The 26,176-nt window shown below is 42.6% G+C and carries 19 protein-coding genes; 15 read left to right on the top strand and 4 right to left on the bottom strand.

The annotated features are described in order from the left end of the window. Positions 1–14: 14 nt before the first annotated feature. The 7 genes from sps_RS18525 (at position 15) to sps_RS18495 (ending at position 6,801) form a co-directional block, all read left to right on the top strand. On the top strand, positions 15–2,186 hold the full coding sequence (locus tag sps_RS18525) for a chemotaxis protein CheA (protein WP_077753855.1): 2,172 nt from the start codon (positions 15–17) through the stop codon (positions 2,184–2,186). A 26-nt stretch (positions 2,187–2,212) separates the two neighbouring features. Further along, entirely contained in the window at positions 2,213–3,331 is a 1,119-nt protein-coding gene (locus tag sps_RS18520; RefSeq protein ID WP_077753854.1) for a protein-glutamate methylesterase/protein-glutamine glutaminase, read from the top strand. Continuing rightward, positions 3,324–3,995: a hypothetical protein gene (locus sps_RS18515; protein WP_077753853.1), complete on the top strand. Its 672-nt coding sequence runs from the start codon at positions 3,324–3,326 to the stop codon at positions 3,993–3,995. The genes sps_RS18520 and sps_RS18515 overlap by 8 nt, the downstream gene beginning before the upstream one ends. A gap of 33 nt (positions 3,996–4,028) precedes the next feature. Continuing rightward, entirely contained in the window at positions 4,029–4,820 is a 792-nt protein-coding gene (locus sps_RS18510) for a ParA family protein (protein WP_077753852.1), read from the top strand. Beyond that, positions 4,804–5,805, top strand: coding sequence for a chemotaxis protein CheW (locus sps_RS18505; RefSeq protein WP_077753851.1), 1,002 nt, complete (start codon positions 4,804–4,806; stop codon positions 5,803–5,805). Before sps_RS18510 ends, sps_RS18505 begins: the two co-directional genes overlap by 17 nt. A 7-nt stretch (positions 5,806–5,812) precedes the next feature. Then, the gene (locus tag sps_RS18500) at positions 5,813–6,304 is read left to right on the top strand and encodes a chemotaxis protein CheW (protein ID WP_077753850.1); all 492 of its coding nucleotides are present in this window, start codon (positions 5,813–5,815) and stop codon (positions 6,302–6,304) included. A gap of 92 nt (positions 6,305–6,396) precedes the next feature. Further along, the gene (locus sps_RS18495) at positions 6,397–6,801 is read left to right on the top strand and encodes a DUF2802 domain-containing protein (protein ID WP_077753849.1); all 405 of its coding nucleotides are present in this window, start codon (positions 6,397–6,399) and stop codon (positions 6,799–6,801) included. Between the two features lie 43 nt (positions 6,802–6,844). Here the strand turns inward: sps_RS18495 and sps_RS18490 are convergent, their stop codons facing one another. Together sps_RS18490 and sps_RS18485 are read right to left on the bottom strand one after the other, a co-directional pair. Then, complete coding sequence (locus sps_RS18490; RefSeq protein WP_077753848.1) at positions 6,845–7,189, bottom strand: EscU/YscU/HrcU family type III secretion system export apparatus switch protein; 345 nt, start codon at positions 7,187–7,189, stop codon at positions 6,845–6,847. A gap of 142 nt (positions 7,190–7,331) precedes the next feature. After that, complete coding sequence (locus sps_RS18485) at positions 7,332–9,464, bottom strand: hypothetical protein (protein ID WP_077753847.1); 2,133 nt, start codon at positions 9,462–9,464, stop codon at positions 7,332–7,334. A 376-nt stretch (positions 9,465–9,840) separates the two neighbouring features. Between sps_RS18485 and sps_RS18480 the strand changes: the two genes are divergently transcribed. Beyond that, positions 9,841–10,761, top strand: a complete 921-nt coding sequence (locus sps_RS18480; protein ID WP_149027306.1) for an MlaA family lipoprotein — start codon at positions 9,841–9,843, stop codon at positions 10,759–10,761. A gap of 66 nt (positions 10,762–10,827) precedes the next feature. Then, positions 10,828–11,931: a response regulator gene (locus tag sps_RS18475; RefSeq protein WP_077753846.1), complete on the top strand. Its 1,104-nt coding sequence runs from the start codon at positions 10,828–10,830 to the stop codon at positions 11,929–11,931. 788 nt (positions 11,932–12,719) lie between these two features. Here the strand turns inward: sps_RS18475 and sps_RS18470 are convergent. Continuing rightward, positions 12,720–14,198 carry a peptide MFS transporter gene (locus sps_RS18470; RefSeq protein WP_077753845.1) on the bottom strand — a complete coding sequence of 493 codons (1,479 nt, stop codon included), beginning with the start codon at positions 14,196–14,198 and terminating at the stop codon, positions 12,720–12,722. 612 nt (positions 14,199–14,810) lie between these two features. Beyond that, positions 14,811–16,394, bottom strand: coding sequence for an MBL fold metallo-hydrolase RNA specificity domain-containing protein (locus sps_RS18465; protein WP_077753844.1), 1,584 nt, complete (start codon positions 16,392–16,394; stop codon positions 14,811–14,813). 577 nt (positions 16,395–16,971) lie between these two features. On the opposite strand from sps_RS18465, the gene rfaH reads away from it, so the two are divergent. The 6 genes from rfaH to neuC all read left to right on the top strand — a co-directional run bounded on the left by rfaH (position 16,972) and on the right by neuC (position 26,166). Beyond that, positions 16,972–17,514, top strand: coding sequence for a transcription/translation regulatory transformer protein RfaH (gene rfaH, locus sps_RS18455; RefSeq protein WP_077753842.1), 543 nt, complete (start codon positions 16,972–16,974; stop codon positions 17,512–17,514). Positions 17,515–18,477: 963 nt separating this feature from the next. Beyond that, entirely contained in the window at positions 18,478–21,237 is a 2,760-nt protein-coding gene (locus tag sps_RS18450; RefSeq protein WP_077753841.1) for an SLBB domain-containing protein, read from the top strand. A 138-nt stretch (positions 21,238–21,375) separates the two neighbouring features. Continuing rightward, positions 21,376–22,335, top strand: a complete 960-nt coding sequence (locus sps_RS18445; protein ID WP_077753840.1) for a Wzz/FepE/Etk N-terminal domain-containing protein — start codon at positions 21,376–21,378, stop codon at positions 22,333–22,335. A gap of 263 nt (positions 22,336–22,598) precedes the next feature. Further along, positions 22,599–23,789 carry a UDP-N-acetylglucosamine 4,6-dehydratase gene (locus sps_RS18440; protein ID WP_077753839.1) on the top strand — a complete coding sequence of 397 codons (1,191 nt, stop codon included), beginning with the start codon at positions 22,599–22,601 and terminating at the stop codon, positions 23,787–23,789. Between the two features lie 68 nt (positions 23,790–23,857). Then, positions 23,858–25,009, top strand: a complete 1,152-nt coding sequence (locus sps_RS18435; protein ID WP_077753838.1) for a LegC family aminotransferase — start codon at positions 23,858–23,860, stop codon at positions 25,007–25,009. Next, positions 25,006–26,166 (top strand): UDP-N-acetylglucosamine 2-epimerase, encoded by a 1,161-nt coding sequence (neuC, locus tag sps_RS18430; protein ID WP_077753837.1) that lies wholly within the window; start codon positions 25,006–25,008, stop codon positions 26,164–26,166. Before sps_RS18435 ends, neuC begins: the two co-directional genes overlap by 4 nt. The last annotated feature ends 10 nt before the right edge of the window (positions 26,167–26,176 follow it).

Below are 26,176 nucleotides of genomic sequence, written 5' to 3'. Positions count from 1 at the left end.
TAGGAGTCATATTAATGTCATTCGATGTTGATGAAGAGATACTGCAAGACTTTTTGATCGAAGCCGGTGAGATTTTAGAGCTTTTATCTGAACAGTTAGTCACGTTAGAAAATAACCCTGAAGACTCGGAGTTGCTTAATGCCATTTTTCGAGGATTCCACACCGTAAAAGGTGGAGCGGGATTTCTTAGTTTGACTCCAATGGTCGATGTTTGCCATGAAGCAGAAAACACTTTCGATTTGCTGCGTACTGGCAAACGACATGTTTCTGCCGAGTTGATGGATATTATTTTACATGCAGTTGATGCCATCAACGCTATGTTTGCTCAGACTCAGGCCGGTAACCAACAAGAGCCTGCAGATCCTATCTTACTCACTAACTTGAAGTTATTGAGCTCAGGTTCTCCACTTCCAAGTGAAGCTGGTGCGGCTGAGCCTGTTGCAGATACGTCAGGTGACGCTTCAATTGAACTATTCGATGAGACGCCGCTTGCGGACGATTCTGGTATCGAATTGTTTGATACGGCTCCTCAGCCAACATCGAGTATCGCCGGTGAAGGTGGGATAGATGAGATCAATGATGACGAGTTCGAGGCACTGCTAGATGCATTACATGGCGGTGGCAAAGGCCCAGCTGTAACTAAACAAGCTGAAGTTAGCGCCCCAGCACCGGGCCAACCCGATGACATTACCGATGATGAATTCGAGTCTTTACTCGATGAATTACATGGATCAGGACAATTTAAGGAGGAATCATCCAGTGCAGCAGCTGTAGATGCTCCACCTGCAGTTGATTCTGATGATATATCTGATGACGAATTTGAAAAGCTGCTCGATGAACTTCATGGTTCGGGTGGAGGACCAGGCGTTGGAGATACGGCCCCTAAACCTGCTGCCAAGCCATCTGTGCCAGCGGCTGCAGTTGCCAGTCCAGTAGCGGCGAAAGCCGCACCAAAACCTGTTGCGCAAGAGAAGAAAGCAGTTGCAAAATCGGCACCCGCTAACATGCCTCAGGCTGAAACAACGGTACGTGTCGATACTGCCAGACTCGATGAAATCATGAATATGGTTGGCGAACTCGTGTTAGTACGTAACCGCTTACTCAGCTTAGGTATCTCTCGAGATGATGAAGAGATGTCTAAAGCATTAGCTAACCTTGACTTAGTTACGGCAGATCTGCAGGGCGCAGTCATGAAGACCCGCATGCAACCGATCAAGAAAGTTTTTGGTCGTTTCCCACGTGTAGTGAGAGACCTTGCCCGCAGCTTGAATAAAGATATTACTCTCACCATGATAGGTGAAGACACAGATTTAGATAAGAATTTAGTTGAGGCGTTAGCCGATCCTTTGGTTCACTTAGTGAGAAACTCAGTGGATCATGGTATTGAGATGCCTGCCGAACGTGAGGCGACGGGTAAATCCAGAACCGGTACGATAACCCTCTCGGCGAGCCAAGAAGGTGACCATATCTTGCTCAAAATTGAGGATGATGGCGCTGGCATGGATCCTCAGAAACTCAAAGAAATCGCTGTTAGTCGTGGTGTACTCGATGAGGAAGGAGCCGCTAGGATGTCAGATCTAGAGGCTTATAACCTCATCTTCGCCCCTGGATTTTCCACTAAAGTCGAGATTTCTGATATTTCTGGCCGTGGTGTTGGTATGGACGTAGTTAAAACCCGTATTGCTCAGCTGAACGGGACGATTCATATCGATTCATTAAAGGGTAAAGGGACAGTATTAGAGATTAAAGTTCCGCTGACCTTAGCCATCATGCCCACCTTGATGGTTGAAGTGGCTACTCAAGTGTTTGCATTACCATTGTCGAGTGTCAGTGAGATATTCCATCTCGACTTGACCAAGACCAATATCGTCGACGGCCAATTGACTGTTATCGTGCGAGATAAGGCGGTTCCACTCTTTTATCTAGAGCACTGGTTGAGTCGAGTGCCATCTAGTATGAAGCATGGTGATAAGGCTAATGGACATGTTGTTATTGTCCAGTTAGGTACCAAACAGATAGGTTTCGTTGTGGATTCATTGATTGGCCAGGAGGAAGTCGTGATCAAGCCTCTTGGTACCATGTTGCATGGCACACCTGGTATGGCTGGGGCTACCATCACATCAGATGGTGGTATTGCATTGATTTTAGATGTACCTGGCTTACTTAAGCATTACGCTAGAAAATAAATAAAATAAGCGGTATAGGAATTGGAATGGGCATTAAAGTTCTCGTAGTCGACGACTCTAGTTTTTTTCGTCGAAGAGTCAGTGAAATAGTGACTAAAGATCCTGATTTAGAGGTGATAGGTACCGCAGTGAACGGCGCCGAGGCTGTTAAGTTAGCTGCAGAGCTTAAGCCTCAAGTCATCACTATGGATATAGAGATGCCCGTCATGGATGGAATCACCGCAGTACGTGAGATAATGGCCAAGACACCGACGCCAATTCTGATGTTTTCATCGTTAACCCATGATGGCGCGAAAGCGACCCTAGATGCCTTAGAAGCCGGGGCATTAGATTTCTTGCCTAAACGTTTCGAAGATATCGCGACCAATAAAGATGATGCAATTGTATTACTGCAGCAACGAATTAAAGCCTTAGGTCGTCGGCGTTTATACAAACCGATAGCACGCTCAAGTGCACCGAGTTCTTCTAGCACGAAAGCTAAGTTGACTACTGGTGTGTCTTCATCCCCTAGAAGCGTCAGAGATACAACAAACCTAAGAGGTTCTGCTCTTGTACGTGCATCGGGTAAGAAATATAAACTGTTACTGATAGGCACTTCGACAGGTGGCCCAGTTGCTTTGCAGAAAATTTTGACTAAATTACCGGCTAACTATCCTCATCCCATCTTGCTGATCCAGCATATGCCGGCAGCATTTACCCCTGCATTCGCTAGTAGATTGAACGGCTTATGTCAGATTGAAGTAAAAGAAGCGCAATCGGGAGATCAATTGAAACCTGGTACGGCTTATCTTGCACCTGGCGGCATGCAGATGATGTTAGAAAGAGGGGGCGCTCATGGCAGGCTTAAAGTGCTCGCTGGCAGTGCCGATATGAATTATAAGCCGAGTGTTGATATTACTTTTGCCTCAGCATCAAAAATTGCCGGTCGAGACACGTTAGCCGTGGTGTTAACAGGCATGGGTGCCGACGGCAGAGAAGGTGCTCGTATGCTCAAGAGCGCAGGTGCAACTATCTGGGCTCAAGATGAGGCGAGCTGCGTGGTCTATGGTATGCCACAAGCGGTTACAGCGGCGGGCCTGTCTACTCAGTCGATTGGTCTAGAAGATATGGCTGATTCAATTCTTCGAGAGTCCGGTAATGGCTAAGTCACAGAGGAAGTTAAGCACTTCCTCTGTTTTGATTATTTCTTTGCTTACAATCGGTGTGTTTATTTCAAGTTCACTTTATCTGGACATTCGCCATAAGAATGAACTTTTATTATTAGAAATTGAGCGTTTACAACAAAGTCAGGTGCTACTTATGGTCCCCGATGAGCAAGCACAAGCCCTTGCAAGTTGGATGGCGCAGCACCCGGAAGCGACTCAGGCACTACTTTCTCAGGTCAAGCAAGGTGAAAAAGTGACATTGGAAGTGGGTCCTGGCGTTAACAGCACAAACGCCCAAGTGAATAGTCCAGTCGCCTCCCCACTCGCGTTAGGATCTGATGACAATACTCAGTTGTCAGCGTCAAAATCATTGGAGCAAGTGCCTTCGGCGCTGAGGCCTTTAGAACAAATGCCTTCGGAGTCTGTGTTTTTGGAGCAGAGAGCTAAATCAGGTGATGGGACTCACAAGCATCTACATGAGCAAGACGAACAGGCTATTAGTTTGATCGCGAATGATTTAAGCTTAGATGAGCCCAGTGAGACGTTATCGAATCTTGCCGAAACTTTGCCCAAAGGGTCGACACTATCAGTCGATGAAGATGGAGTTAAGGTTATCAGTCTACCTCATGGCGGCATTAGAGTGACGACGCGAGAGAATAACTAGAATGTCGTTATCAGTAACTGTTAGGGGATCTTTTTGAAAGTCTGGACAATAGCAAACCAAAAGGGTGGGGTTGGTAAAACGACTACGGTTGCAAGTCTGGCCGGTTCTCTCGCCAAGCGTGGCAAACGCGTGTTGATGATAGATACCGATCCTCATGCTTCATTGGGTTATTACTTAGGCATTGATTCTGAGGAAGTACTCGGTTCTCTCTATAATGTCTTCTTAGCCCATAAAGAGTTAAGTGCAGAGTTAGTAAAAAAACATATTGTCTCCACTGCCGTTGAAGGGATCGAACTCCTTCCGTCAACCATGGCGTTAGCGACATTAGACCGTTCCCTCGGGCACCAGGAAGGTATGGGACTCATCTTAAAGAAAACCTTAGATCTGGTAAAAGAAGATTATGACATTGCCTTGATCGATTGCCCCCCTGTATTAGGGGTGTTAATGGTCAATGCTCTCGCGGCAAGTGAACATATTATTGTCCCGGTACAGACTGAGTTTCTTGCTATCAAGGGACTGGATCGCATGATAAAAACCATGCTCTTGATGGGACGTTCTAAGAAAACCAAATACAGTTTTACCGTAGTCCCGACCATGTACGATAGACGTACCAGAGCTTCCTCTTCGGCGCTTCAACATTTAGGTGAAGAGTATGGTGAACACTTATGGCCGGATGTTGTTCCAATAGATACTAAATTTAGGGATGCCAGTTTGGCCCATCTTCCTGCATCACATTACGCTGCCCATAGCCGTGGCGTAAAAGCGTATGAAAGGTTACTCGACTATCTGCTTGCTGGGGCGTTATCTCATGTCAAGCTTAGTTGATGAAGCCGTATCCGATTATTTCAATATTTTGCTCGCAGAAGTTGAAGAGCAAGTTGAGAGTGAACAAGGGGTTATCGCAAAGCTTGTCTCCAATGACACCGAAGTCAAATCTGTCTCGGTTTCTGCTCGGCAAGGTAAAGTTAATACCAAGGAAACAAGGCAACTTAGTAAAGAGCGAATGAATGATCTTCGCCAAGAAGAGCTTGTTCCTAGCATAGCTCCAGTCGCAGAATCGAGTGGTACAGTGTCAATATTAACTCAGCATAAGCTGAAAGATATTGAGCCACAGCTTGATAAACAGGCCTTGGAGCAGTTACTGGCGCCTGTTTTTAAGACTAAAGTTAAAGCACCAGTTTCAGTAAAAGTTAAAGCACAAGTTGAACCCAAAGTTAAAGCTGAGATTAAAACAGTCTCTAAAACAGTCTCTAAACCAGAGACTAAAATAGCGTCTCAGATTAATCAGGAAGTAGATATTCAGCAGATGGTGGCAGTGATACCGCCTAAAGTAACAAAAGATCTGCTGGAAACCCTCGATGATGAGTTTCAGGTACTATTCTTTAAAGTAGCTGGATTAACATTAGCTGTGCCCTTGGTTAGTTTAGGTGGAATTGTAAAGCTAGAGCGGGTCAATCATATTATGGGTCGACCCGATTGGTATAAAGGTGTTCAAGCTCACCGAGGGTCACAGCTGAATGTCGTCGATACTTGTGCCTGGGTAATGCCGGAAAAGTATGATAGTGCATTAGCTGAAACCGTAAATTATCAATATGTTGTATTATTAGAAGACAGTAACTGGGGATTGACTTGTGAATCCTTGGTCAATGCGGTAAAAATTAACAAATCAGCGGTCAATTGGCGAAGTAATGCGGGTAAGCGCCCTTGGTTGGCTGGAGTGGTAAGAGAGCAGATGTGTGGCATTTTACATGTACATGCACTTATAGAATTATTAAATTCAGGTTTAAGTAGTCAAGACCCTGTTGGTTGAGGTAGATATGTCAGACGCAAATAGTGTAGCAATAGCAGTAAATAAAGATGACGAAGTGTTGCAGTGGGTAACCTTTAGACTCGATAACGAGACATACGGTATCAATGTGATGCAGGTTCAGGAAGTGTTGAGATATACCGAGATTGCACCTGTTCCTGGAGCGCCTCATTATGTACTTGGTATCATCAACCTTAGAGGTAATGTCGTCACAGTGATCGATACCCGTTCACGTTTTGGATTGGCTTCGTCCGATGTTGATGATTCTACCCGAATCGTGATCATTGAAGCCGAGAAACAAGTTATCGGTATTCTAGTCGACAGTGTGGCAGAAGTAGTTTATTTACGCGGCTCTGAAATAGATAGTGCTCCAAATGTCGGAACAGAAGAGAGTGCTAAGTTTATACAAGGCGTGAGTAACCGAGATAATGAATTACTCATTCTGGTTGATCTCGACAAACTGCTATCAGATGAAGAGTGGATGGAAGTGTCACAAGTTTAAGCTCTATTATCTTCCTAATTCCTAATTCCTAATTCCTAATTCCTAATTTCTGGGAATTAGGAACCTCCTACCTTCATTTAAGAGTCTCGTACATGATCAGTGATGGAATTTTAATTGCGGCTTTAGTATACGTAATCGCTTGCCTTGGCCTTGTTTTGTATCAGCAAAAGCAAACCACTAAGTTGCGTGTAAAAGTTGAAGCTTTGACCTTGCTTATAAAAGAAAGTGATCGTCAGCGTGAAACCGTCAAACGTGAATTACAAGAGTTAAGAAGTGGCACAATCGGTGTTGGGCGTCGAATGTTAGAGCTTGAAAAACGCACATCTAAACAAGATGCTAGGCTTGATGAGGTGAATCAACAAGACCCTCAGGCTAGACTCTATTCAAGAGCGATGAAGATGGTTGATTTAGGTGCCAGCATCGATGAATTGATTCAAGAATGTGAGCTGCCCAAAGCAGAAGCTGAGCTTATCATTCGATTACATGGAAAAGGGTAATAATAAGTTCTTGGTTCCTAGGATCTAGAACCTAGGAACTTTTTTAAACCTCTTCCACAATCTTCTGATGCATGTTGTTCCATTGCTCGGGAAATTTACCATCCAATGTATATGCAAATGCGATCAGTTCGGCGATTAGAAGATATAGTTCTTTAGGGATCTCTTCGCCGAGTTCCAAGCGCTGTAAAAAATCGCTCAAATGCGCATCTTTATGGATATGTACGCCAGCTTCTTTGGCTAGTGCAATTATCTCATCGGCGACAGCTCCCTTACCTGTGGCGGTGATCACAGGAGCTTTCTGGCCGTCATAACTCAAAGCTACTGCTTCTTGTTCATTTTTGGCTTGAGCTGCACTATTCTCTAGTTGTTTTTCATTATCGTCATTCATTTCTATTTCGATTCCAGTTTCATTATCTGCTTAATATCGTTTTCAAAATATCGCGGCTGAAGCCGCTCCTACAAATTTATCATCCAATACATATGTCCAATGTCGACCCAGCTTTGGCCGGGAGCGCAGTGATATCTGTTCATTATGCTTTGATCTTAACTAAAAAATGCTCACCCGGTAGCAAGCTTGCGGGTACTTTAGCCTGCTTAGTCTCGACCTTATCTGGCGTGAAGCCAATATCAGATAACTTATTCATTAATGGTGGTAATAGCGCATCTATCTTTTTTAAGAGTGTGCCGTTACTTCCATTGAAGGTCATGCTTATTTTGTTATCTGTAACCTGAGCTTGTATTAATAATGGCCCCTTGGTTAAGTTGAATTTAAGTTGAAGACGCCAGGTATTCATCTTAGGCTCATCGTCATCTTCTTTGTCTTTACTAAAATGCCCTTCTAACTCCTCTTGATGTTGATTGAGTGAATAGGGGAGGGTGAAATACCAATTTACCTGAGTACTTGTGTCACTACTTGCCTGGGAATAAAGGCTTAAATTCGAGAAGAGTTTACCCAGTGCCTCTGTTGTTCCAGCTTTGTCTAATAAGTTGAGTAGTGAGGAGCTTCCACCGAATTGAGCTTGTAGCTTCTGCAAATATTTCTGTGCCGACCCACTGAGTTTGTCAGTATTCCCAGAGGCATTACTAGACTTAACCCCAAGGAGTAATTGAAAAAGAAGGCCGATGGAACTCATGTGAGACAAGGGGCTAGCAGAAAGAGATAGGGGATTTACAGGTATGTGAAAACTCGCTATTCCTGTGAGTTCATCTTTTACGGTACTGGGTAAAGCTAAGGCATTGAGGGATAAGGGTCTCAGCTGCGGCAGGAGCTTGGTTAAGTTAGCTAATAAGCTATTTGCAGAATTAGTTGTAAGCTCAGGTGTTGCCAGTTTGTCGCTGAATTTTCCGTAGGTTTTCTGAATCGACGCCATCATGGTGTTTTGTTTGCTTTGCAACAGTGTATTAGTCTCTGCTTTACCTGTTTTTAGGCTGGGATCTGAAATTGGACTGCTCAGGTCTATAGTTTTATGAATAGCTTTATTCAAGGCTACTCTTCCTGCCTCTTTACTTAGTTGTTTGTTTGTTGTCTCGTCAGAGGCTTGCGCCGTTTTCTGCTCTTTACTGCTAGATATCGGTAATGTCTGCGAGTGGTTACTCTTTAGCTCAGCTTGCAACTCCGTAGTTAATGCCGACTTACCGGCTCCTTGCACATTGTCCATTGGAGCTTGGCTTAACACTTTGAACAGCTGAGTATAGATATTGCCAATTTCAGGCTTGGCGAGCATTATTTGCTCCCCTTTACCTTGCGTTATTGAAGTGTTCGAAACTTCAGGGGTTAATTTTACTTGAAGTTCATCGATGACAGGGGTGAGTCTCAGTAACCAATGTTTGTTTTGAAAATGAATGCTTGGTATGACACTTAACTGCTTGGGTTTGGCTTGATTTAATTGAGCGTTATTGGCAACTTCAGATAACGTCATGTTTGAGAGAGGCACACTGGTACCATTCGAAAATATAAGCTTGTTATGACTTAACTGAGTCATAGGTAATGGATAGCCTTGAGGTCTGCTGCTCAAGGCTTTCATCTGCTGGAGATCTATGCCTTCTTGATTCAAACGTTGCTTTAATGCTACCGGTAGGGGGGTGCTAACCGATTTTCCCAGAGCGAGTAATATGCTTTTAATGTTATTCTGAGAAAGCCCATATTCTGGATTCGCCGTTAGTTTACTATCGATAACCATAGAGCCAGAAATCGTGGCTGTATTTGTGGTAACTGCAGATGCTAAGTTTAAAACTTGTTGGCTGGCGACTAGCTGGTAACTGGTTGCGGCAGCGGCAACTTGTCTATTTGTTATCGATGAAAAAGAGACTAAATATCTGCTTCCATCTATTGAGAGCTGATCCGTTTTAGATGAAAATTGTATTGTGGCAGGTTTAAGAGCTAGACTTTGTACTTCTGCTGTCGGTGTCGTTAATTTTACATTTGCTTGAGTAGTGGATGATATTTTTGGAGGCTCACGGTTTAGTGCCTCTGGGCTTAGTGCTTCTTGTTTTAGTGTATTCAGTTTCAGTAGGTCTGAGTTGAGTGCTTTAGGATCTCGGACTTCTTGATTTGAAGCCTGGGGGAGCGATGAGCCCTGTGTTGCTTGAGCTTGTTTATTGTCTACTTGTGTTTTAGACGGCGCCGCCCCAGATTTAGATACTGAGCTTAATGGGTCTGACATCGAGAGCTCCCAAAATTTATCATTAAAATTTACACTTTTTTTGAATTTAAGTTTGATCTATTTTTATTGCTAAGTATCCTTAGCGCTCTTGTAACTAAAATCATACTCACAAGTCTAGTTAGTAACAGGTGTAGAAATTTTTACCGACTACATCTGGTTATCGACATTTTTTAATGTGTCTTTAGCTTTATGTTGAAGCTGACGATATCAAGCTGATACAGACAGTGTGACTTAAAAACGATTAATTGACCGAGTTCTAGATTAAAAGTTATGATTTTCAGTCAGAATTGCAATGTGAAAGTGCTAATAAAAATTTTAAAAAAGTGTCTGTTGTAGTAGCTGAAAAGGATTCAGTTGCATTATCGAAGAGAGAAATATGAAGTTAAAATGGATAGCATCGGTCGTAGTAGCACTCGGTCTGAATTACGGAATTAATGGATTAGTGTTTGCTACCGAATCAGTCACCGAGCAAGGCAAGAATTCTCAACATGAGATATTAACAGTAAACCTGTCTCAAGAGCTATCAGAGCAAGAACAGGCGCAACAAGTATCGCATAGTCAGGAGCTAGCTCCAGCCCAAGCAGAAAAGATTCAAACAGCACAAGAGCAAGAAGATCAGGTCGCCGTTCTTTATATTGATGACAGAGATCCACTTGAAGGGTTTAACCGTGCCATGTGGGACTTTAACTATCTGTTTATGGACCGATACTTTTATCGTCCGGTTGCTCATGGCTACAATGATTATGTACCAAGACCGGTAAAAACAGGTATCAATAATTTTGTCTTAAATTTCGAAGAACCCAACGCCTTAGTGAATAACACACTACAAGGTAAATGGGGGTGGGCTGCCAATGCCGGTGGCCGTTTTACTATCAATACTACATTAGGCTTGTTAGGCGTTATCGATGTGGCCGATATGATTGGGCTGCCGCGTAAACAAGACGACTTCAATGAAGTACTTGGTTATTATGGAGTTCCTAACGGTCCGTATTTTATGGCTCCCTTTCTTGGGCCTTATGTGACCCGTGAGCTCGCCTCAGACTGGGTCGATGATCTATACTTTCCATTATCAGAGCTTACAATGTGGCAGTCATTGGTAAAATGGGGACTGAAAAACCTGCATACAAGAGCCGCTGCAATTGATCAAGAACGCTTAGTCGATAATGCATTGGATCCATATACTTTCGTCAAAGAAGCTTATTTCCAACATATGGATTATAAAGTGTATGATGGGGATGTTCCGGTGGATCAAGATGAAGATGATTTGCTCGATGAATATATGCAGGAGTTAGATTAAAAGAAGACTTAGTAACTACTAGTTTCTACTAGGTATAGTAGCCAGAGCCTTCTAAAAGGACCATAGATGGCGCTAGAAGAGTTAGTTATATTACTTGTCGAAGACGACCCTGTTTTTCGCCGAATTGTTGCCACCTTTCTCAGCAGTAGAGGAGCTAAGGTTATTGAGGCGAATGATGGTGAGCAGGGGCTCGATAAATTTAAGCAGTTTGCATTCGATATAGTGCTTGCCGATCTGAGCATGCCTATTATGGGAGGCTTGGACATGTTGAAAAAGATGTCTGAGCTCAACCCTGACACCCCCTCTATAGTGATATCTGGCAATCAAGTGATGGCCGACGTAGTCGAAGCATTACGTTTGGGCGCCAGTGATTACCTGGTCAAACCAGTATCTGATTTATTTCTGATTGAAAATGCCATCAAGCAATGCTTAGAATCTAATGTTTCTAAAGAAGTACATTTAGAAGATTTGGAAGAGTTATCCTATCAAGAATTGCAGGATAATTTGGCGCTATTAGAGCAAAACGAACAAGCTGCCAAGAGCGTACAACAGCAATTGTTCCCTCCCTCTCAGATAAATTATTTAACCGCGAAAGTGGACTACAGTTTATATAAATCCGACGAGGTTAGCGCTTACTTCATCGATACTGTGAATGTCGGCGATAATCACCTGGTGATGTATATGGCCCATTTTCATCCCCAAGACAATCGGGCGGCATTTGCCAGTGTCCTGCTCAAGAGCTTCGTTAACCAAAAGTTGAAGCTATATCGAAATGGTACGACCCAAGCGATCATCGAGCCATACAATATGCTGAGTTATCTTAACGAGCGTATGACGAAGTCCGGCTTAGATATCTGTATCGACATTGTCTATGTTGTCGTCGAGCTGACTCAATACAGAGCATCGATTGCCCAGGCGGGTAATGGTCTTCGCTGTTACATTCGAAATCAACAAGGATTAACCCCCTTAGCCCTTCCTGACTCTCTCCAGTTAGGTATTCTGAATTGGGGACACCCTAGTGCCCAGTTCCGTACTTTAATGCCCGGAGAGCAGCTCTGCATTGCCTCAAGTAAACCCGAACATAAGCAAATGCTATTAGATAATCAATTCCACGGCTTGGCCTACGACACCGAAATTCCCACCGGTGGATATATGCAGGTATCGTTCTAAACAAGATCCTAGGCGGACGCTACGTTGGTGGGACTTAGATGACGCTGCGCTGGTAGGGCTGAGATGATGCTGCGCTGGTAGGGCTGAGATGATGCTGCGCTGGTAGGGCTTAGATGACGCTGTGCTGGTGGGGCTTAGATGACGCTGCGCTGGTGGAGCTGAGATGACGCTGCGCTGGTGGGGCTTAGATGACGCTGCGCTGGTGGAGTTGAGATGATGCTGCGCTGGTAGGGCTTAGATGATGCTGCGCTGATGGAGCTGAGATGATGCTGAGCTGAGATGATGCTGAGCTGAGATGACGCTGCGCTGGTGGGGCTTAGATGACGCTGCGCTGGTGGGGCTTAGATGACGCTGCGCTGGTGGGGCTTAGATGACGCTGCGCTGGTGGGGCTTAAATGACGCTGCGCTGGTGGGGCTTAAATGACGCTGCGCTGTTGGGGCTTAAATGACGCTGGGCTGGTTGGGCTGATTTGATGCTTCGTTAGAAGATCAAGGGCAGCTTGTATTCGTTGTATGAGCGGCTTTAGCCGCGAGAGAACACACCAACAAAGCTTCGTGTTTAGAGACCCTCTTCCAGAAAAGAGTATGATGGGCTTCGAACAGCTTGCGAAGCAAGTGTCGTATTTACTTTTCTAGCCAACTTGTTGGTGTCGTCTTCGCTTCAATACCGTCAGTGCTTTTCCAGGCAACGCCGCCAAGGCCGCAGTCCGTCTACTATCATAAAACAAAAACGCCCGTTGATTTCTCAAAGGGCGTTTATATCAATCTTTTATCAGGTTAAAAGCGAATTAATGTTTTATCCCTTCATGGTCTGCAGTGATAGCCATCTCTTCCTCGAGTGCTTCCTCTTCAGTATGAACATGATGGCCTTCGGCTCCGTGCATCCAACTTACTAGCTTGTCAGCCATAAAGTAGAGAACGATACCTGATATAGCCGATGTGATTGCGATACCGGCGAAGATAGACATAGCGTTAGCAAGTTGCTCTTCTTTTGGTCCACCGTGTCCGATGAATGAACCTACGAAGCCGCCTATCTTGTTTGCAGCAGCAACGAATAGGAACCATGCGCCCATCATAAGCGATGCGATACGTAGCGGAGCAAGCTTAGTCACCATAGAAAGACCGATAGGAGATAAACAAAGCTCGCCCATAGTGTGGAAGAAGTATGCACCGACTAACCACCACATGCTTGACTTAGCGTCAGGGTTTCCGCCCATTTCAAGTACTGCACCTATCATAAATAGGAAACCAATACCTAGCAGAACAAGACCAAGGGCAAACTTAACTGGAGAGTTAGGCTCGTTCTTGCCTAAACGGATCCAGATAGATGCGATAACTGGCGCGAAGATAACGATGAACATAGCGTTAAGAGACTGGAACCAAGTTGTTGGTACTTCCCAGCCACCAATCATACGGTCGGTAAAGTCGTTGGTGAATAAGTTCATCAAACCACCGGCTTGTTCGAAACCAGCCCAGAAGATGATAGTGAACAGACCCATGACCATGATCACCTTAATGCGATCACGTTCAATCTTAGTTAAAGGTTCTTTCTTGGCGTCATTTTTACCAGCTGCAGCGGCTCTTTCTTTCTCAAGCTTAGCTGCCGGGTATTTACCTATATCACCGAGTAAACGTTGTGCGAAGAAAAACTGAATGATCAAAGAGAAGACCATACCGATACCAGCACAAAGGAAGCCCATTTGGAAGTTACCGTCATAGGCGCTGACTACTGAGCCTACGATAATACCAGAAAGGAATGCACCTACGTTGATACCCATGTAGAAGATAGTGAATGCACCATCACGACGATGATCGCCTTCTTCATATAGGTCGCCTACCATAGTAGAGATGTTTGGCTTAAACAGGCCGTTACCTATAATTAGCGTACCTAGACCAATATAGAAAAAGAGTATTTCAGAGCCAGGCATCCAGCTGTGTGGTGCGGCTAGAGTAAATTGACCTATTGCCATTAAAGCACCACCAATCATGATGGAGCGACGTTGACCTAGGTAGGTATCGGCTAACCAGCCACCGATGAGGGGAGTTAAATAGACTAAACCGGTGAAAGTACCATAGAGAGATATTGCGTCGGCACTTGACCAACCTAAACCATGACCACCTTCAGATTGAACTTTATCTACCAAATATAGTACCAAAATGGCACGCATTGCGTAATAACTGAATCGTTCCCATAACTCTGTTGTAAACAACAGGAACAATCCCTTTGGATGCCCGAGCATCGTCCCTTGGGGTTTTGCTACGCTCATTAAGTCTTCCACCTTCGCTTGTGATTGCCTGTAGGACAATTGTCACCACAGAAAAATTGTTATTGCTTTATTTTACAGTCTTGTAACTTCGCGCGGCGATACCAAGTTAAGCTTATGATAAATTGTGGTTTACCTGTGATGGTTAACAACAAATTAGTTACAGACTATTGTTATATTTTAATATTTGGAGCTATAAATTCTACGAAACCCACCTTATATACCTTTTTATGATTGCAAATGTCAATTTTGAAGGCTTGAATGCTGAGTATTTAGGCAGGCTACTGTGTAAAGGTGAGAAGCAGGCTAAACATTAAAATTTAGCTAGGCCTCTGGCCCGAAGCTCTTTTGAAATACAAATTCTTTCCCCCGTCCCAGCTCCAATAGACGCTGGCATCGTCTTAGTTCTTGCAGGCCGCACCGTCCTCTTAGCCTTACCAGCGAAGCATCATCTTTGCTTTCACTATCTTCTCTGCTTTACCAGCACCGCGTCATCTTAGCTTTATCCCGTCTTTGCTCCTTCAGGCGCAGCCATCATCTCTGCTCTCAATATCGTCTTAGTTCTTGCAGGCTGCGCAGTCCTCTTAGCCTTACCAGCACCGCGTGATCTTAGCTTTACCCCGTCTTTGATCCCCTAGGTGCAGCCATCATCTCTGCTCTCCCTATTACTACTTCTGCTTCGGGAAGCAATTTTCGATACTTGGCGGCTAAAGCATGTTTGGCATCTTCATCACCATGGACGATACGAATGTGTCTGGGTTTATGGTGCATACGTTTCACGAAATTGATGAGGTTATGTTGATCAGCGTGGGCTGAATAGCCACTTATGGTGTGTATCCCTGCATTTATATCTATTTTGTCACTATTAATATAAACATAACCGCCCTGCGGGCCGTATGTTTGTATCTCTCTACCTGGAGTGCCTTTAGCCTGATAGCCAACGAAAATTACATCTGCAGTAGATTTAGGCAGAAACTTTTCAAGGTAATTCATAATTCTACCACCACTACACATGCCACTCGCTGCAATCACTATCGCTGGCTTATTTCGGTTAGCTAGATAGTTTATTGTGCTTAGGTGTTCCTCATGAGTATCGACCGTATACAACTGCTCGAAATCAAGAGGGTGACGATTTAAGTTAAGTTTCTTTTTAGCTTCATTGTCCCATAGGCGTTTAAATTGAATATATTGTTCAGTAAATTTGGCGGCCAGCGGCGAATCAACAATTATCTCAATTTGTGACCAGATAGGATGTTTGCTCTTTTGATGAATTATCTGCTCAAGTTCATAAAGCAGCTCCTGAGTACGGCCAATACTGAAAGCCGGAATTAGCACAACTCCATTGTTGGATACCGCTTTTTCAATTACTTTTCTTAAGCAATGAGTGCGTTTCTGACGACTTTCATGGTTTTTGTCACCATAAGTGGATTCAATGATCAAGGTATCAGCACGGTAAGGACTCTTAGGGCTAGCAAGTAGTGGTGTATAGGTCGCACCTAGATCACCAGAGAACACGATTTTATGTTTATCCATCCGACGAGCTTGGTCACTACTATGACTGTAAGTTCGGCAATTAACTTCTGTATTTATTGGAATGCTGGCTAGTTTATTGGTTTTATCTTTATCGCTAAGAGGGTTAATGTTTAGGTTGCTTAGCTCTATCTCAACATAAGCTGAACCTAAGATATGTCCGGCAGGCTTAAATTTAGCTTTAGCTGTATTAAAGCTTGAATGAGTATGCTCTAAGCTTGCCAATGCTTCTGGCTTAACTGGTAAGGGAAACCAAGAATTATATTCAATAGGAATGATCAGTTGCTGTAATTTATTAAGATAAAGATCGATAAGACGTTTATTCTTAGTAACACCAACTTTTAGCGCATCTGCGATCACTATGGGTAACAGCGCAGCAGTTGCGGTAGTGGCATAGATAGGCTGATTAAATCCTGCTGCAAGCAGGTAGGGGATACGGCCGACATGGTCGATATGACAATGAGTCACTAGCAGAGCTATTAGATTAGTGATGTCAAAATTGATCTCTAATGTAGTTGCATTGGCCTTACCAGCCGTTTCTGCGCCTTGAAACAGACCACAATCGACTAACAAAGCAGAATTTGAATTGATATTTAATTGATGACAAGAACCCGTTACTCCATCAACAGCGCCATGATGAATGATACCCACATTTTGAAAATCGGACATAATACCTTCCTTGTATTATCAGTAATGAAGCTAACTGTAGCTGAAAAAATACAAGCATTACAAATTAGAACCCTATTAGCATCGTTCCATATATCTGCCTAACTCTCACCTTCATCTGACTATCGCGGTTAAAGCCGCTCCTACGTTAAGACGCTGTGTGACTATGGAACGCTTCGCTCACGAAACGGCCTTCATGCTGACGGATAACATCATGCTACCCCGTCCTCTTTGTTTTCTGCCCCACAAGCATCACATCCTTTGTTGGATGTAGGAGGGGGCTTTAGCCCCGAATCTTTTCTCATTTTCTCATTTTCGCATTTTCGCATTACCAGCGCAGCGTCATCTCAGTTTTAACTGGTCACGCACCTTAACTCTACTCCCTCGTCCCTGCTTTAATACCGTCTCAGCTTCAGCAGGCGCAGCCATCATCTTTGTTTCCCCAGCATCGCATCGTCCTAGTTTTACTCCATCATCTTCGCTTTTCCCTTTTACTCTAAATACAATTCTGCTACCATTTTTATAAGTGTAAGGATTTATGCACAGATACATTTGTGTAGTCAGATTAGAGTAAGAGTAAATGAAAGCTTGGTACCTCCTTTATTGTAAGCCCCGCGGTGAAGCAAGAGCCGTACATAACCTCACCCTACAAGAAATAGAAACTTATCTACCGACAATTGGTGAAGAGAAAAGGGTTAAAGGGCAAGTCACAGTCAAACGTATACCGTTATTCCCTGGTTACTTGTTCATTTATTTTGATCCACAAGTAACCAGTGTTGCCCGTATACATTCAACCCGCGGTGTTGGACGTATCGTAGGCTGCAAAGAGTTAATGACTACAGTCGATGACAACATTATTCATAGTATCAAGATGCGTGAGCATAAACTGCTAGCCGAGCTACTACCTGAATACAGGGCCGAAGGGAAAGAAACTGAAGAATTACAGGCTCCCGAATTTGAATTTGCACAAGGCGAGAAAATACGCTTCACCGAAGGCCCGTTCGCAGAACTAGAAGGTATCTTTGAAGAGAAAAATGGCGATAAACGTTGCCATGTATTATTCGAAATAATGGGTCAACAAAAGCGAGTAACAGTCCCTCAAAAAAGCATCAAACCTATTTAAGGATGTGTAGGGGGGCTTTAGCCCCGAAGCATTTTCCATCTAGGCTCTAATCAGCACCGAAGCTTTTGAATCGCTATATCAAATAATATCGAATCAATCGCGGCTAAAGTCACTCCTACAATGAAACTAGGCATGGTCAGCCTTTTTTCTTCTACAGCGTAGCGTCATCTTGGATTTAGTAGGCTACGCTGTCGTCTCAGCTTTTCGACCTTCTTGGCTATAACTGGCATCGGCGTCTCTTTGTTTTTATTGCCGTTTTTGGTTTATCCATCTGCGAAGTGTCATTTTCTCTCTAGCCCTATCCCCGTTCTCTCAGGCGCAGCCATCCTCTTCGCTTCACCAGCGTAGCGTCTTCTCAGTCTTCCTCCCTTTTTGTTGTAAGAGATCTGCCATAGGTACCATTTAACCTAGTTATTTTAGAAGGTTAAACTAAATTTATACAATCATAACCCGCCTGTAGCATGTGTATGGGGCGTTGTTTTTTATTGCTGATCTAGTGATTGAATGTAACTTAACCGTTTATAAGGAGTTAAGTTCTGCCCTGAAAAATGCATGCAGTAATAATGAGCAGCAATAAAATAAAAAATCGAGTACAATACGTCGCTTCATTTGATTCTGTTTCTACCTAAGTCTGAACGCAGTAAGAAGCATATAAATGAAGCTATAAATTAGCTTGTAGAGGTGGGATGGCTGAGCGCGGTCAGTGTCTACTTATAAATTATGAGCAGTGGAGTATAAGAACTTCAAAGTAAATTTAAGCAAGTTAACTTTGTTTTCTTAAGGTCACCATTCAGTACAAAATATGAATTTACGCTAAGGCGTAGGGCACTTTGGAAGCCGCAATCCATGGGCGGTAGCGTGTCTAAATGAAAATATTTATGTTTTAACTTGCAACTTGCAACTTACAACTTATCGATTCTAACTATTTGCTTTAAATCACATTTCTTTCATGGAGAACACCGGGTGTTACACAAAACCAAAAAAATAATCATTGCAGGGATAAGTGCACTAGTTTTGTTGAGCACACAGGCGCAAGCAGTAATGCCGTCTCCGCAGATGATGGAACAGTTCAAGCAACTTCCAGCTTCAGAGCAGCAAAGACTCGCTAAGCAATATGGTATTGATCCATCGATGATAACTGGTGGTTCTAACCAACAGCCTAAGCTTGAAAATCCTCAACTAGTCAATGAAAGACAGCAGTTTGATGAAAACGGTAAACCAATCTTTGATGAAAAAAGTGATAAAGATAAAAAAGCCAAGCTCAATTTTGATGAAGATAAGGCAAAAGCGGAATTAAAGCGTTTTGGTTATGACCTGTTTCAGGGAGAGCCTACAACCTTTGCACCGGTATCTGACGTGCCTGTACCAAGTGAATATATGGTGGGTCCGGGAGATAATATTAAAGTTCAGCTCTATGGTAAGGACAACAAAGAGTACGACTTGGTTATCAATAGAGAAGGTGTCATTCAGTTTCCTGAGTTAGGGCCCATAAATGTTGCAGGCTTAAACTTCGAGCAGCTCAAAGAACAGTTAACAACCCGAATCAAGCAGCAGATGATAGGTATTGAATCTAATATCACTATGGGTGAGTTACGTTCTATTCGAATATTTGTGGCAGGCGACGCATACAAACCTGGTTCATATACTGTTTCAAGTTTATCGACTATTACACAAGCTTTGTTTGTATCTGGTGGTGTCAACGAGATTGGCTCGTTACGTAACATTCAGCTAAAACGTAATGGTAAGTTGATAGGCACCATGGATCTTTACGATTTGCTCATGAGAGGGGACGCTTCAGGAGATAAACGTCTTCGTTCTGGTGATGTTGTATTTATCCCATCTGTTGGTGGGCTTGTTAGTGTAACTGGTGAAGTTAGAAGACCCGCTATTTATGAGTTGAAAAAGCATGAAACAATAGGAGATATTATCTCCATGGCCGCAGGCCTTAAACCTGGGGCCTATCCTAGAAGTAGTAGTGTTGAGCGATTCAATAGCAAAGGCCTAAAAACGGTCACGAACCTAGATTTAACCACTGACAGCGGAAAAGCTGCTAAAGCTCGATCAGGAGATGTTGTCCGAATTAAGAGTGCATCGAGTCAGTACGAGAATGCCATCACAGTTATCGGTGCGGTAGTTCGTCCTGGTAAGTATCAATGGTACCAAGGTCAAAAAATAAGTGATTTAGTTCCTTCAATATGGGGGGATCTACAAGCCTCGGCAGATCTTGATTACGCTATTATTGTTCGTGAGATAAATGATTATGGTGATGTAGAAGTTCATCAGTTTGCACCAAGTCTCGCTATTAGTGATAAAACACCTTCTGATGATCTTTTATTAAAGTCTCGAGATAAGGTTATTTTCTTTAACTTTAGTGACGAAGCTCAAAACCGTTATGAGCTGAATAAACTCGTAAAAGAGCGAGTCGAAAAGGTGGCTGAACTGGCTGGTGACTCCCTCATTGGCAATGATATTTTTAACGCTGGCTTCTCGCAGTTGCAAAAACAAGGCTTAGAACAACGCAGTGAATTAGGCGGTGTGGTCATTGATAAAGAGGCTCCTGAAGACGATCAAACTTCAGCAATCATTGGTGAAGTCAACAAGATGTTGATTAACCTGTTTGATGATAAAGACTTAATTAAGCTAAGTGGAGTGATGAATAGAGGAGAGCTTCTCTATCCGGTAGTCATGAAGCTAAGTAGTCAAGGACGTGCGGGTAAAGGAGTCAAGGTTGTTGCCGTAAATGGTAAAGTGCGACATCCGGGAATATATCCTTTAGCGGTTAATGCCAGAGTTAATGATCTTATCAAGGCTGGCGGCGGGCTCAAAGAAGGCGCCTATACATCCAGAGCAGAACTTACCAGCACACTTACAGATAACACTGGTTCAAGTATTAATCATGCAAATATTGATCTGAAAAGTGCTATTCAAGGAAATGTAGCTGCTAACGTTTTATTGAAGGGACGTGACATCTTAACTGTCATGACCACGCCTGAGTGGCAAGAGAACAAAACCGTAGAGATTCGTGGCGAAGTAAGATTCCCAGGTGTTTATAACATACGTCGCGGTGAATCACTTAAAGATGTGCTGAAACGCGCCGGTGGCTTTACTGAATACGCATATCTTCCATCATCGGTATTTGTGCGTGAATCTGTACGCTTGCAAGAGCAGTTAGAGATCAAAAAGCTTGCTGATCAACTTCGTCGTGACATTGCTACTCGTGGTGTGTCTAAAGACGGTAATGTTGTTAATTATGCAGATGCACAGATGATGTTGAATGATTTAGAAAATATCAAAGCCGTTGGACGCTTAGTTGTAGATCTTTCTGCCATTTCAATCGGAATTGAACAAGCCGATTTACAGCTTGAAGACTCTGATGTTTTATACATCCCATCGACTAAGCAGACCATTGCGGTGATGGGCGAGGTACAACATGCTGCGACTCATAGATATAAGAAAGGGTTAACCTTAGAGCAGTATCTTGCAATGTCTGGCGGAGTAAGAGAACGTGCCGATGATGATAGAACCTATGTTATCAAGGCGAACGGATCGGTTATGATACCAAGCAACTCAATGTGGTTCAGTAATGAAGATGACCTCCAACCTGGTGATACTATTATCGTTCCGCTAGATACTGAGTACAAAGATAACCTATCTCTTTGGACTCAAGTTACCCAAATTCTAGCTAATACAGCAGTCACATTCGCTACTGTTGCAAATCTATAAAACAGTATAAAGTAATCTTTCAATACTGAGCGCAATGATTTTCATATCATTCCGGTGAAGGCCGGAATCCATTTATGTTTTGAGTATTTCTTAACGCTTTACTCAAAATAACAGACTAAAGTAATAACAAATTAAAATATGACTAAACAAATACCTGAACCTCTGTATGACGCTAAATTTCCTCATCAACATTCAGTTGATGATGAAATTGATCTCCGCGAACTATTCGCTGTCATCTGGCAAGGCAAGTGGCTAATCATAGCAATCACTGCAGTCTTCGCTATTGGCTCAGTTATCTATGCCGTTAATCAGCCCAACATATACAAATCAGAAGCGCTGTTAGCCCCTGCTAGTGAAGAGCAAGGCGGTGGTTTAAGTGCCTTAGCTGGACAGTTTGGTGGTCTTGCCAGTATGGCTGGTATCAACCTAGGCGGTGGCGGGGGAGTTGATAAAACTCAAATGGCCATAGAAGTGATGAAGTCTCGTCAATTTACCAGCCAATTTATAACGAGGCACAATATCCTTCCCGATTTGATGGCAGTCGATAAATGGAACATGAGTGACAACACGATCACTTACAATGAGGAGTTATATAGTCCAGAAACTAAAACATGGCTTCGTAAAGTTAAAGCCCCGTTTAAACCAGAACCCTCTATGCAAGAAGCATATAAAGTGTTCGTTAAGGCCATCTCTGTTGACTCAGTGAAAGAAACTGGAATGGTCACAGTAACTGTCGAACATTTATCACCTGCAGTTGCCCAACAATGGGCGATTTGGCTGATAGAAGACATAAATCAAGCAATGAAAGAACGAGATGTTACAGAAGCTACCCGTAGCAGCGAATTTTTGACTAAACAGATCGCACTAACAAATGTGGCTGACATTCGCACAATTCTTTATCAGCTAATTGAAGAGCAAACAAAAACCATTATGTTTGCTGAAGTACGTGATGAATATGTATTTAAGACAATTGATCCAGCACTAGTCCCGGAGGCAAAAGCTGGGCCTAAACGAGCGCTTATATGTGTACTAGGTACATTGCTTGGCGGCATGTTAGCTGTAATGCTTGTTCTTATAAGACATTTTGTAAAAAAATAGGGTTAAGTCCTTTACCCCAAAATTTATATTAGCACTATGAAGTTTTACAAGTTTATTTTAACGGTAAGAAGAGTGTTCTGGATAATGTTAACCTAAGTTCTTCTGGCATGCCTATTGTGACTGTTTAACAAAAATAGTGAAACCAGTTCAGATAGTGAAGATGCCATTATATCAAAACGGATAGAAAGTGTCTCAGTGGGTAATTAAATGCTGAGGTGTAAGAGCGCACGGATTCAATAAAATCGAATTAGGAATTGAAGAATATGAGCAGTATATTGCCATTAATTGGACGTGATAAAGAATTATTCGTATCAGACATAAGCGAATATAATGAAGAAATGAACCATACAGTATCACAGTCTCGATTCCTGGTTTTAGGTGGTGCGGGCTCAATTGGTCAGGCTGTAACTAAAGAGATATTTAAGCGTAACCCACAAAAACTTCACGTAGTTGATATCAGTGAAAATAACATGGTTGAACTGGTTCGTGATATTCGTAGTTCATTTGGTTACATTAATGGTGATTTTCAGACTTTTGCCCTAGATATTGGCTCAATAGAATACGATGCTTTTATCAAAGCTGATGGTCAGTATGACTATGTGTTGAATCTTTCAGCACTTAAACATGTGCGAAGCGAAAAAGATCCATTTACTTTGATGCGTATGATTGATGTAAATATATTTAACACTGATAAAACCATCCAACAGTCGATTGATGCAGGGGTAAAGAAATATTTCTGTGTTTCGACGGATAAGGCGGCAAATCCTGTCAACATGATGGGGGCTTCAAAGCGTATCATGGAAATGTTTCTGATGCGCAAGAGTGAGCATATAGCTATTTCTACTGCTCGTTTTGCTAACGTTGCCTTCTCTGACGGCTCACTTTTACATGGATTCAATCAGCGTATTCAGAAGGGCCAACCCATAGTTGCCCCAAATGATATTAAGCGTTATTTTGTGACTCCTCAAGAATCGGGTGAATTGTGCTTGATGTCGTGTATTTTCGGTGAAAATCGCGATATTTTTTTTCCTAAGTTGAGTGAAGCGCTACACCTTATCTCTTTTGCTGATATTGCGGTTAAGTATTTAAAGCAACGTGGGTTCGAGGCCCATCTATGTGAAAGTGAGGATGAAGCTCGTGAATTAGCAAAAACGCTACCAGCGCAGGGTAAGTGGCCTTGTCTATTCACTTCAAGTGATACGACAGGTGAAAAAGATTTTGAAGAATTCTTTACTGATAAAGAAACACTTGATATGGCGCGTTTTGATAACTTAGGTATTATCAAAAATGAGCTGATATATCAGCAAGAACTTCTTGAGCTATTTGAGTTGCAGATAGGTCAAATGAAATCGACACTAGAGTGGAGCAAAGAGGATATCGTGAAACTATTTTTTACTATGATCCCTGATTTTGGACACAAAGAAACGGGTAAGTACCTCGACAATAAAATGTAATCAGCAGAGGGCGGGAAAACAGAAGTAAATCACAATATAAAAGTTCTAACTGAGTAGAGAGACGAGTAATGAGCCAAGCAACGATTGTTGAATTTGTTCGCGATATATACCAAACAAGCGATTTTATCCCGTTACATACGCCCACCTTTTCGGGTAGTGAACAGCAGTTAGTTTTAGAGACAATTCAAAGTACATTTGTCTCTAGTGTCGGTAAGTTTGTAGATAAATTCGAGCAAAAAATCGAGGCGTATACAGGGACAGCGCAAGCTGTTGCAACTGTGAATGGGACTGCTGCACTACATGCTGCGCTTTATATGGCTGGCGTAAAGTATGGTGATTTTGTGATTACTCAAGCGCTCACATTCGTTGCAACTTGTAATGCTTTATATCATATGGGGGCCGAACCAATCTTTGTCGATGTATCACCAGTAAGCATTGGCTTATGTCCTAAAGCCGTGGATGCATATTTGACCGAACATGCCCAAGTATCGGAAACAGGCTGCATTCATAAAGGTACTCAACGTCCAATTCGTGCCGTGGTGCCAATGCACACTTTTGGTCACCCAGTAGAAATGGATGAACTTATTTCAGTTTGCAAAAAATGGAACATTGTATTAGTAGAAGATGCTGCTGAAAGCTTGGGTTCTTTCTATAAAGGAAAGCATACCGGAACTTTAGGTAATTTTGGCGCTGTGAGTTTTAACGGTAATAAGATCATAACTACGGGGGGCGGTGGTATAGTGTTGTGTAAAACGGCTGAACTTGGTGCGCATACTAAACATGTTACGACTACTGCGAAAGTTCCGCATCCTTATGAATTCTATCACGATGAAGCAGGCTTTAACTATCGAATGCCAAACTTAAATGCTGCTTTAGGCTGTGCTCAGATGGAAGTGCTAGAGTTGTATTTAACTCAAAAACGTATTCTGGCTGAGCATTATCAAGATTATTTCGCTCGCAGCGATCTTCAGTTTGTTGTTGAACCTAAATACGCCCAATCAAATTATTGGCTTAATGCCGTGATCTGTCCGTCTGCAAAGATGCGCGATGAGTTACTTAAGCAAACAAACGATGCAGGAGTTATGACCCGTCCTATTTGGCAGCTGATGCACCGTTTACCTATGTTCAAAGATGCACCACGTGGTGATCTTTCGCAGTCAGAATATATTGAAGCACATCTAGTTAATTTACCTAGCTCACCCATAGAGATAACAGTATGAAACGAATCGCAGTATTTACCGGTACAAGAGCTGAGTACGGTCTTTTATATTGGGTAATTAAAGGACTTAATGAATCTATAGAGGCAGAGCTGCAACTTTTAGTTGGGGGAATGCATCTTTCACCTGAGTTCGGAAAAACAATACACCAAATTGAGAAAGACGGCTTTCCAATTGCGGAAAAAATGGAGTTTCTACTGTCTTCTGATACACCTGTTGGTATTTCAAAATCTATGGGATTAGCTCTTATTTGCGCGGCTGATACACTAGAAAGAACGAAACCTGATTTATTGGTTGTTTTAGGTGACAGATTTGAATCAATGGCAGTTTGCCAGGCAGCTATGGTTGCACAAATTCCAATTGCACATATACATGGCGGTGAAATAACCGAAGGTCTTATTGACGAGGCTGTTCGGCATTCTATGACGAAAATGTCTCACTTGCACTTTACAACTACAGAGGATTACAGACAGAGAGTGATTCAGTTAGGCGAACTTCCTGAGCGGGTGTATAACTTCGGTGCTCCAGGTATCGACAGTATTAAATCTCTTAGTTTACTTGAATTAGATGAATTATCTAAGTCGATCAAATTTGATTTAACTCTACAACCTTATATGGTAGTAACTTATCATCCCGTAACTTTAAGTAAAGATGGAGCCGTTGATGATCTAAAACGACTCCTGTCAGCGCTTCGAAATTATCCTAACCACAATTTTGTTATTACTTATCCAAATGCAGATACACATGGTCGAGCCTTGATCACTATTTTAGATGAATTTAAAAGTGAGATTCCAGAACGTGTTTTACTTGTTCAATCTTTAGGCCAACTTCGGTATTTGAGTGTTTTAAAACACTGTGACTTAGTTATTGGTAATTCGTCTAGTGGTTTAATAGAAGCCCCAACTTTTAATATACCTACAATAAATATTGGGGAACGCCAAAAAGGGCGGATAGCAGGTGAAACAGTAATTAGCTGCAATGGTGATAAAATATCAATCTTGGGCGCATTACAATTAGCACAATCAGAAGAATTTAGACAAAAGTGTAAATTAGCAAAAAACCCATACGGCAATGGAAGTAGTTCTGAAAGAATCTTAGATGTTATATTAAATCACCCCACATCTGGTTTGGTTTATAAAAAATTCTATGATATTAAGTAGGAGTTAAATT

Origin of the sequence: Shewanella psychrophila, assembly GCF_002005305.1 — a bacterium.
Classification (GTDB): Bacteria; Pseudomonadota; Gammaproteobacteria; order Enterobacterales; family Shewanellaceae; genus Shewanella; species Shewanella psychrophila.
The sequence above is the reverse complement of the archived record's forward strand: the minus strand, read 5'-3'. Positions and strand labels throughout refer to the sequence as shown.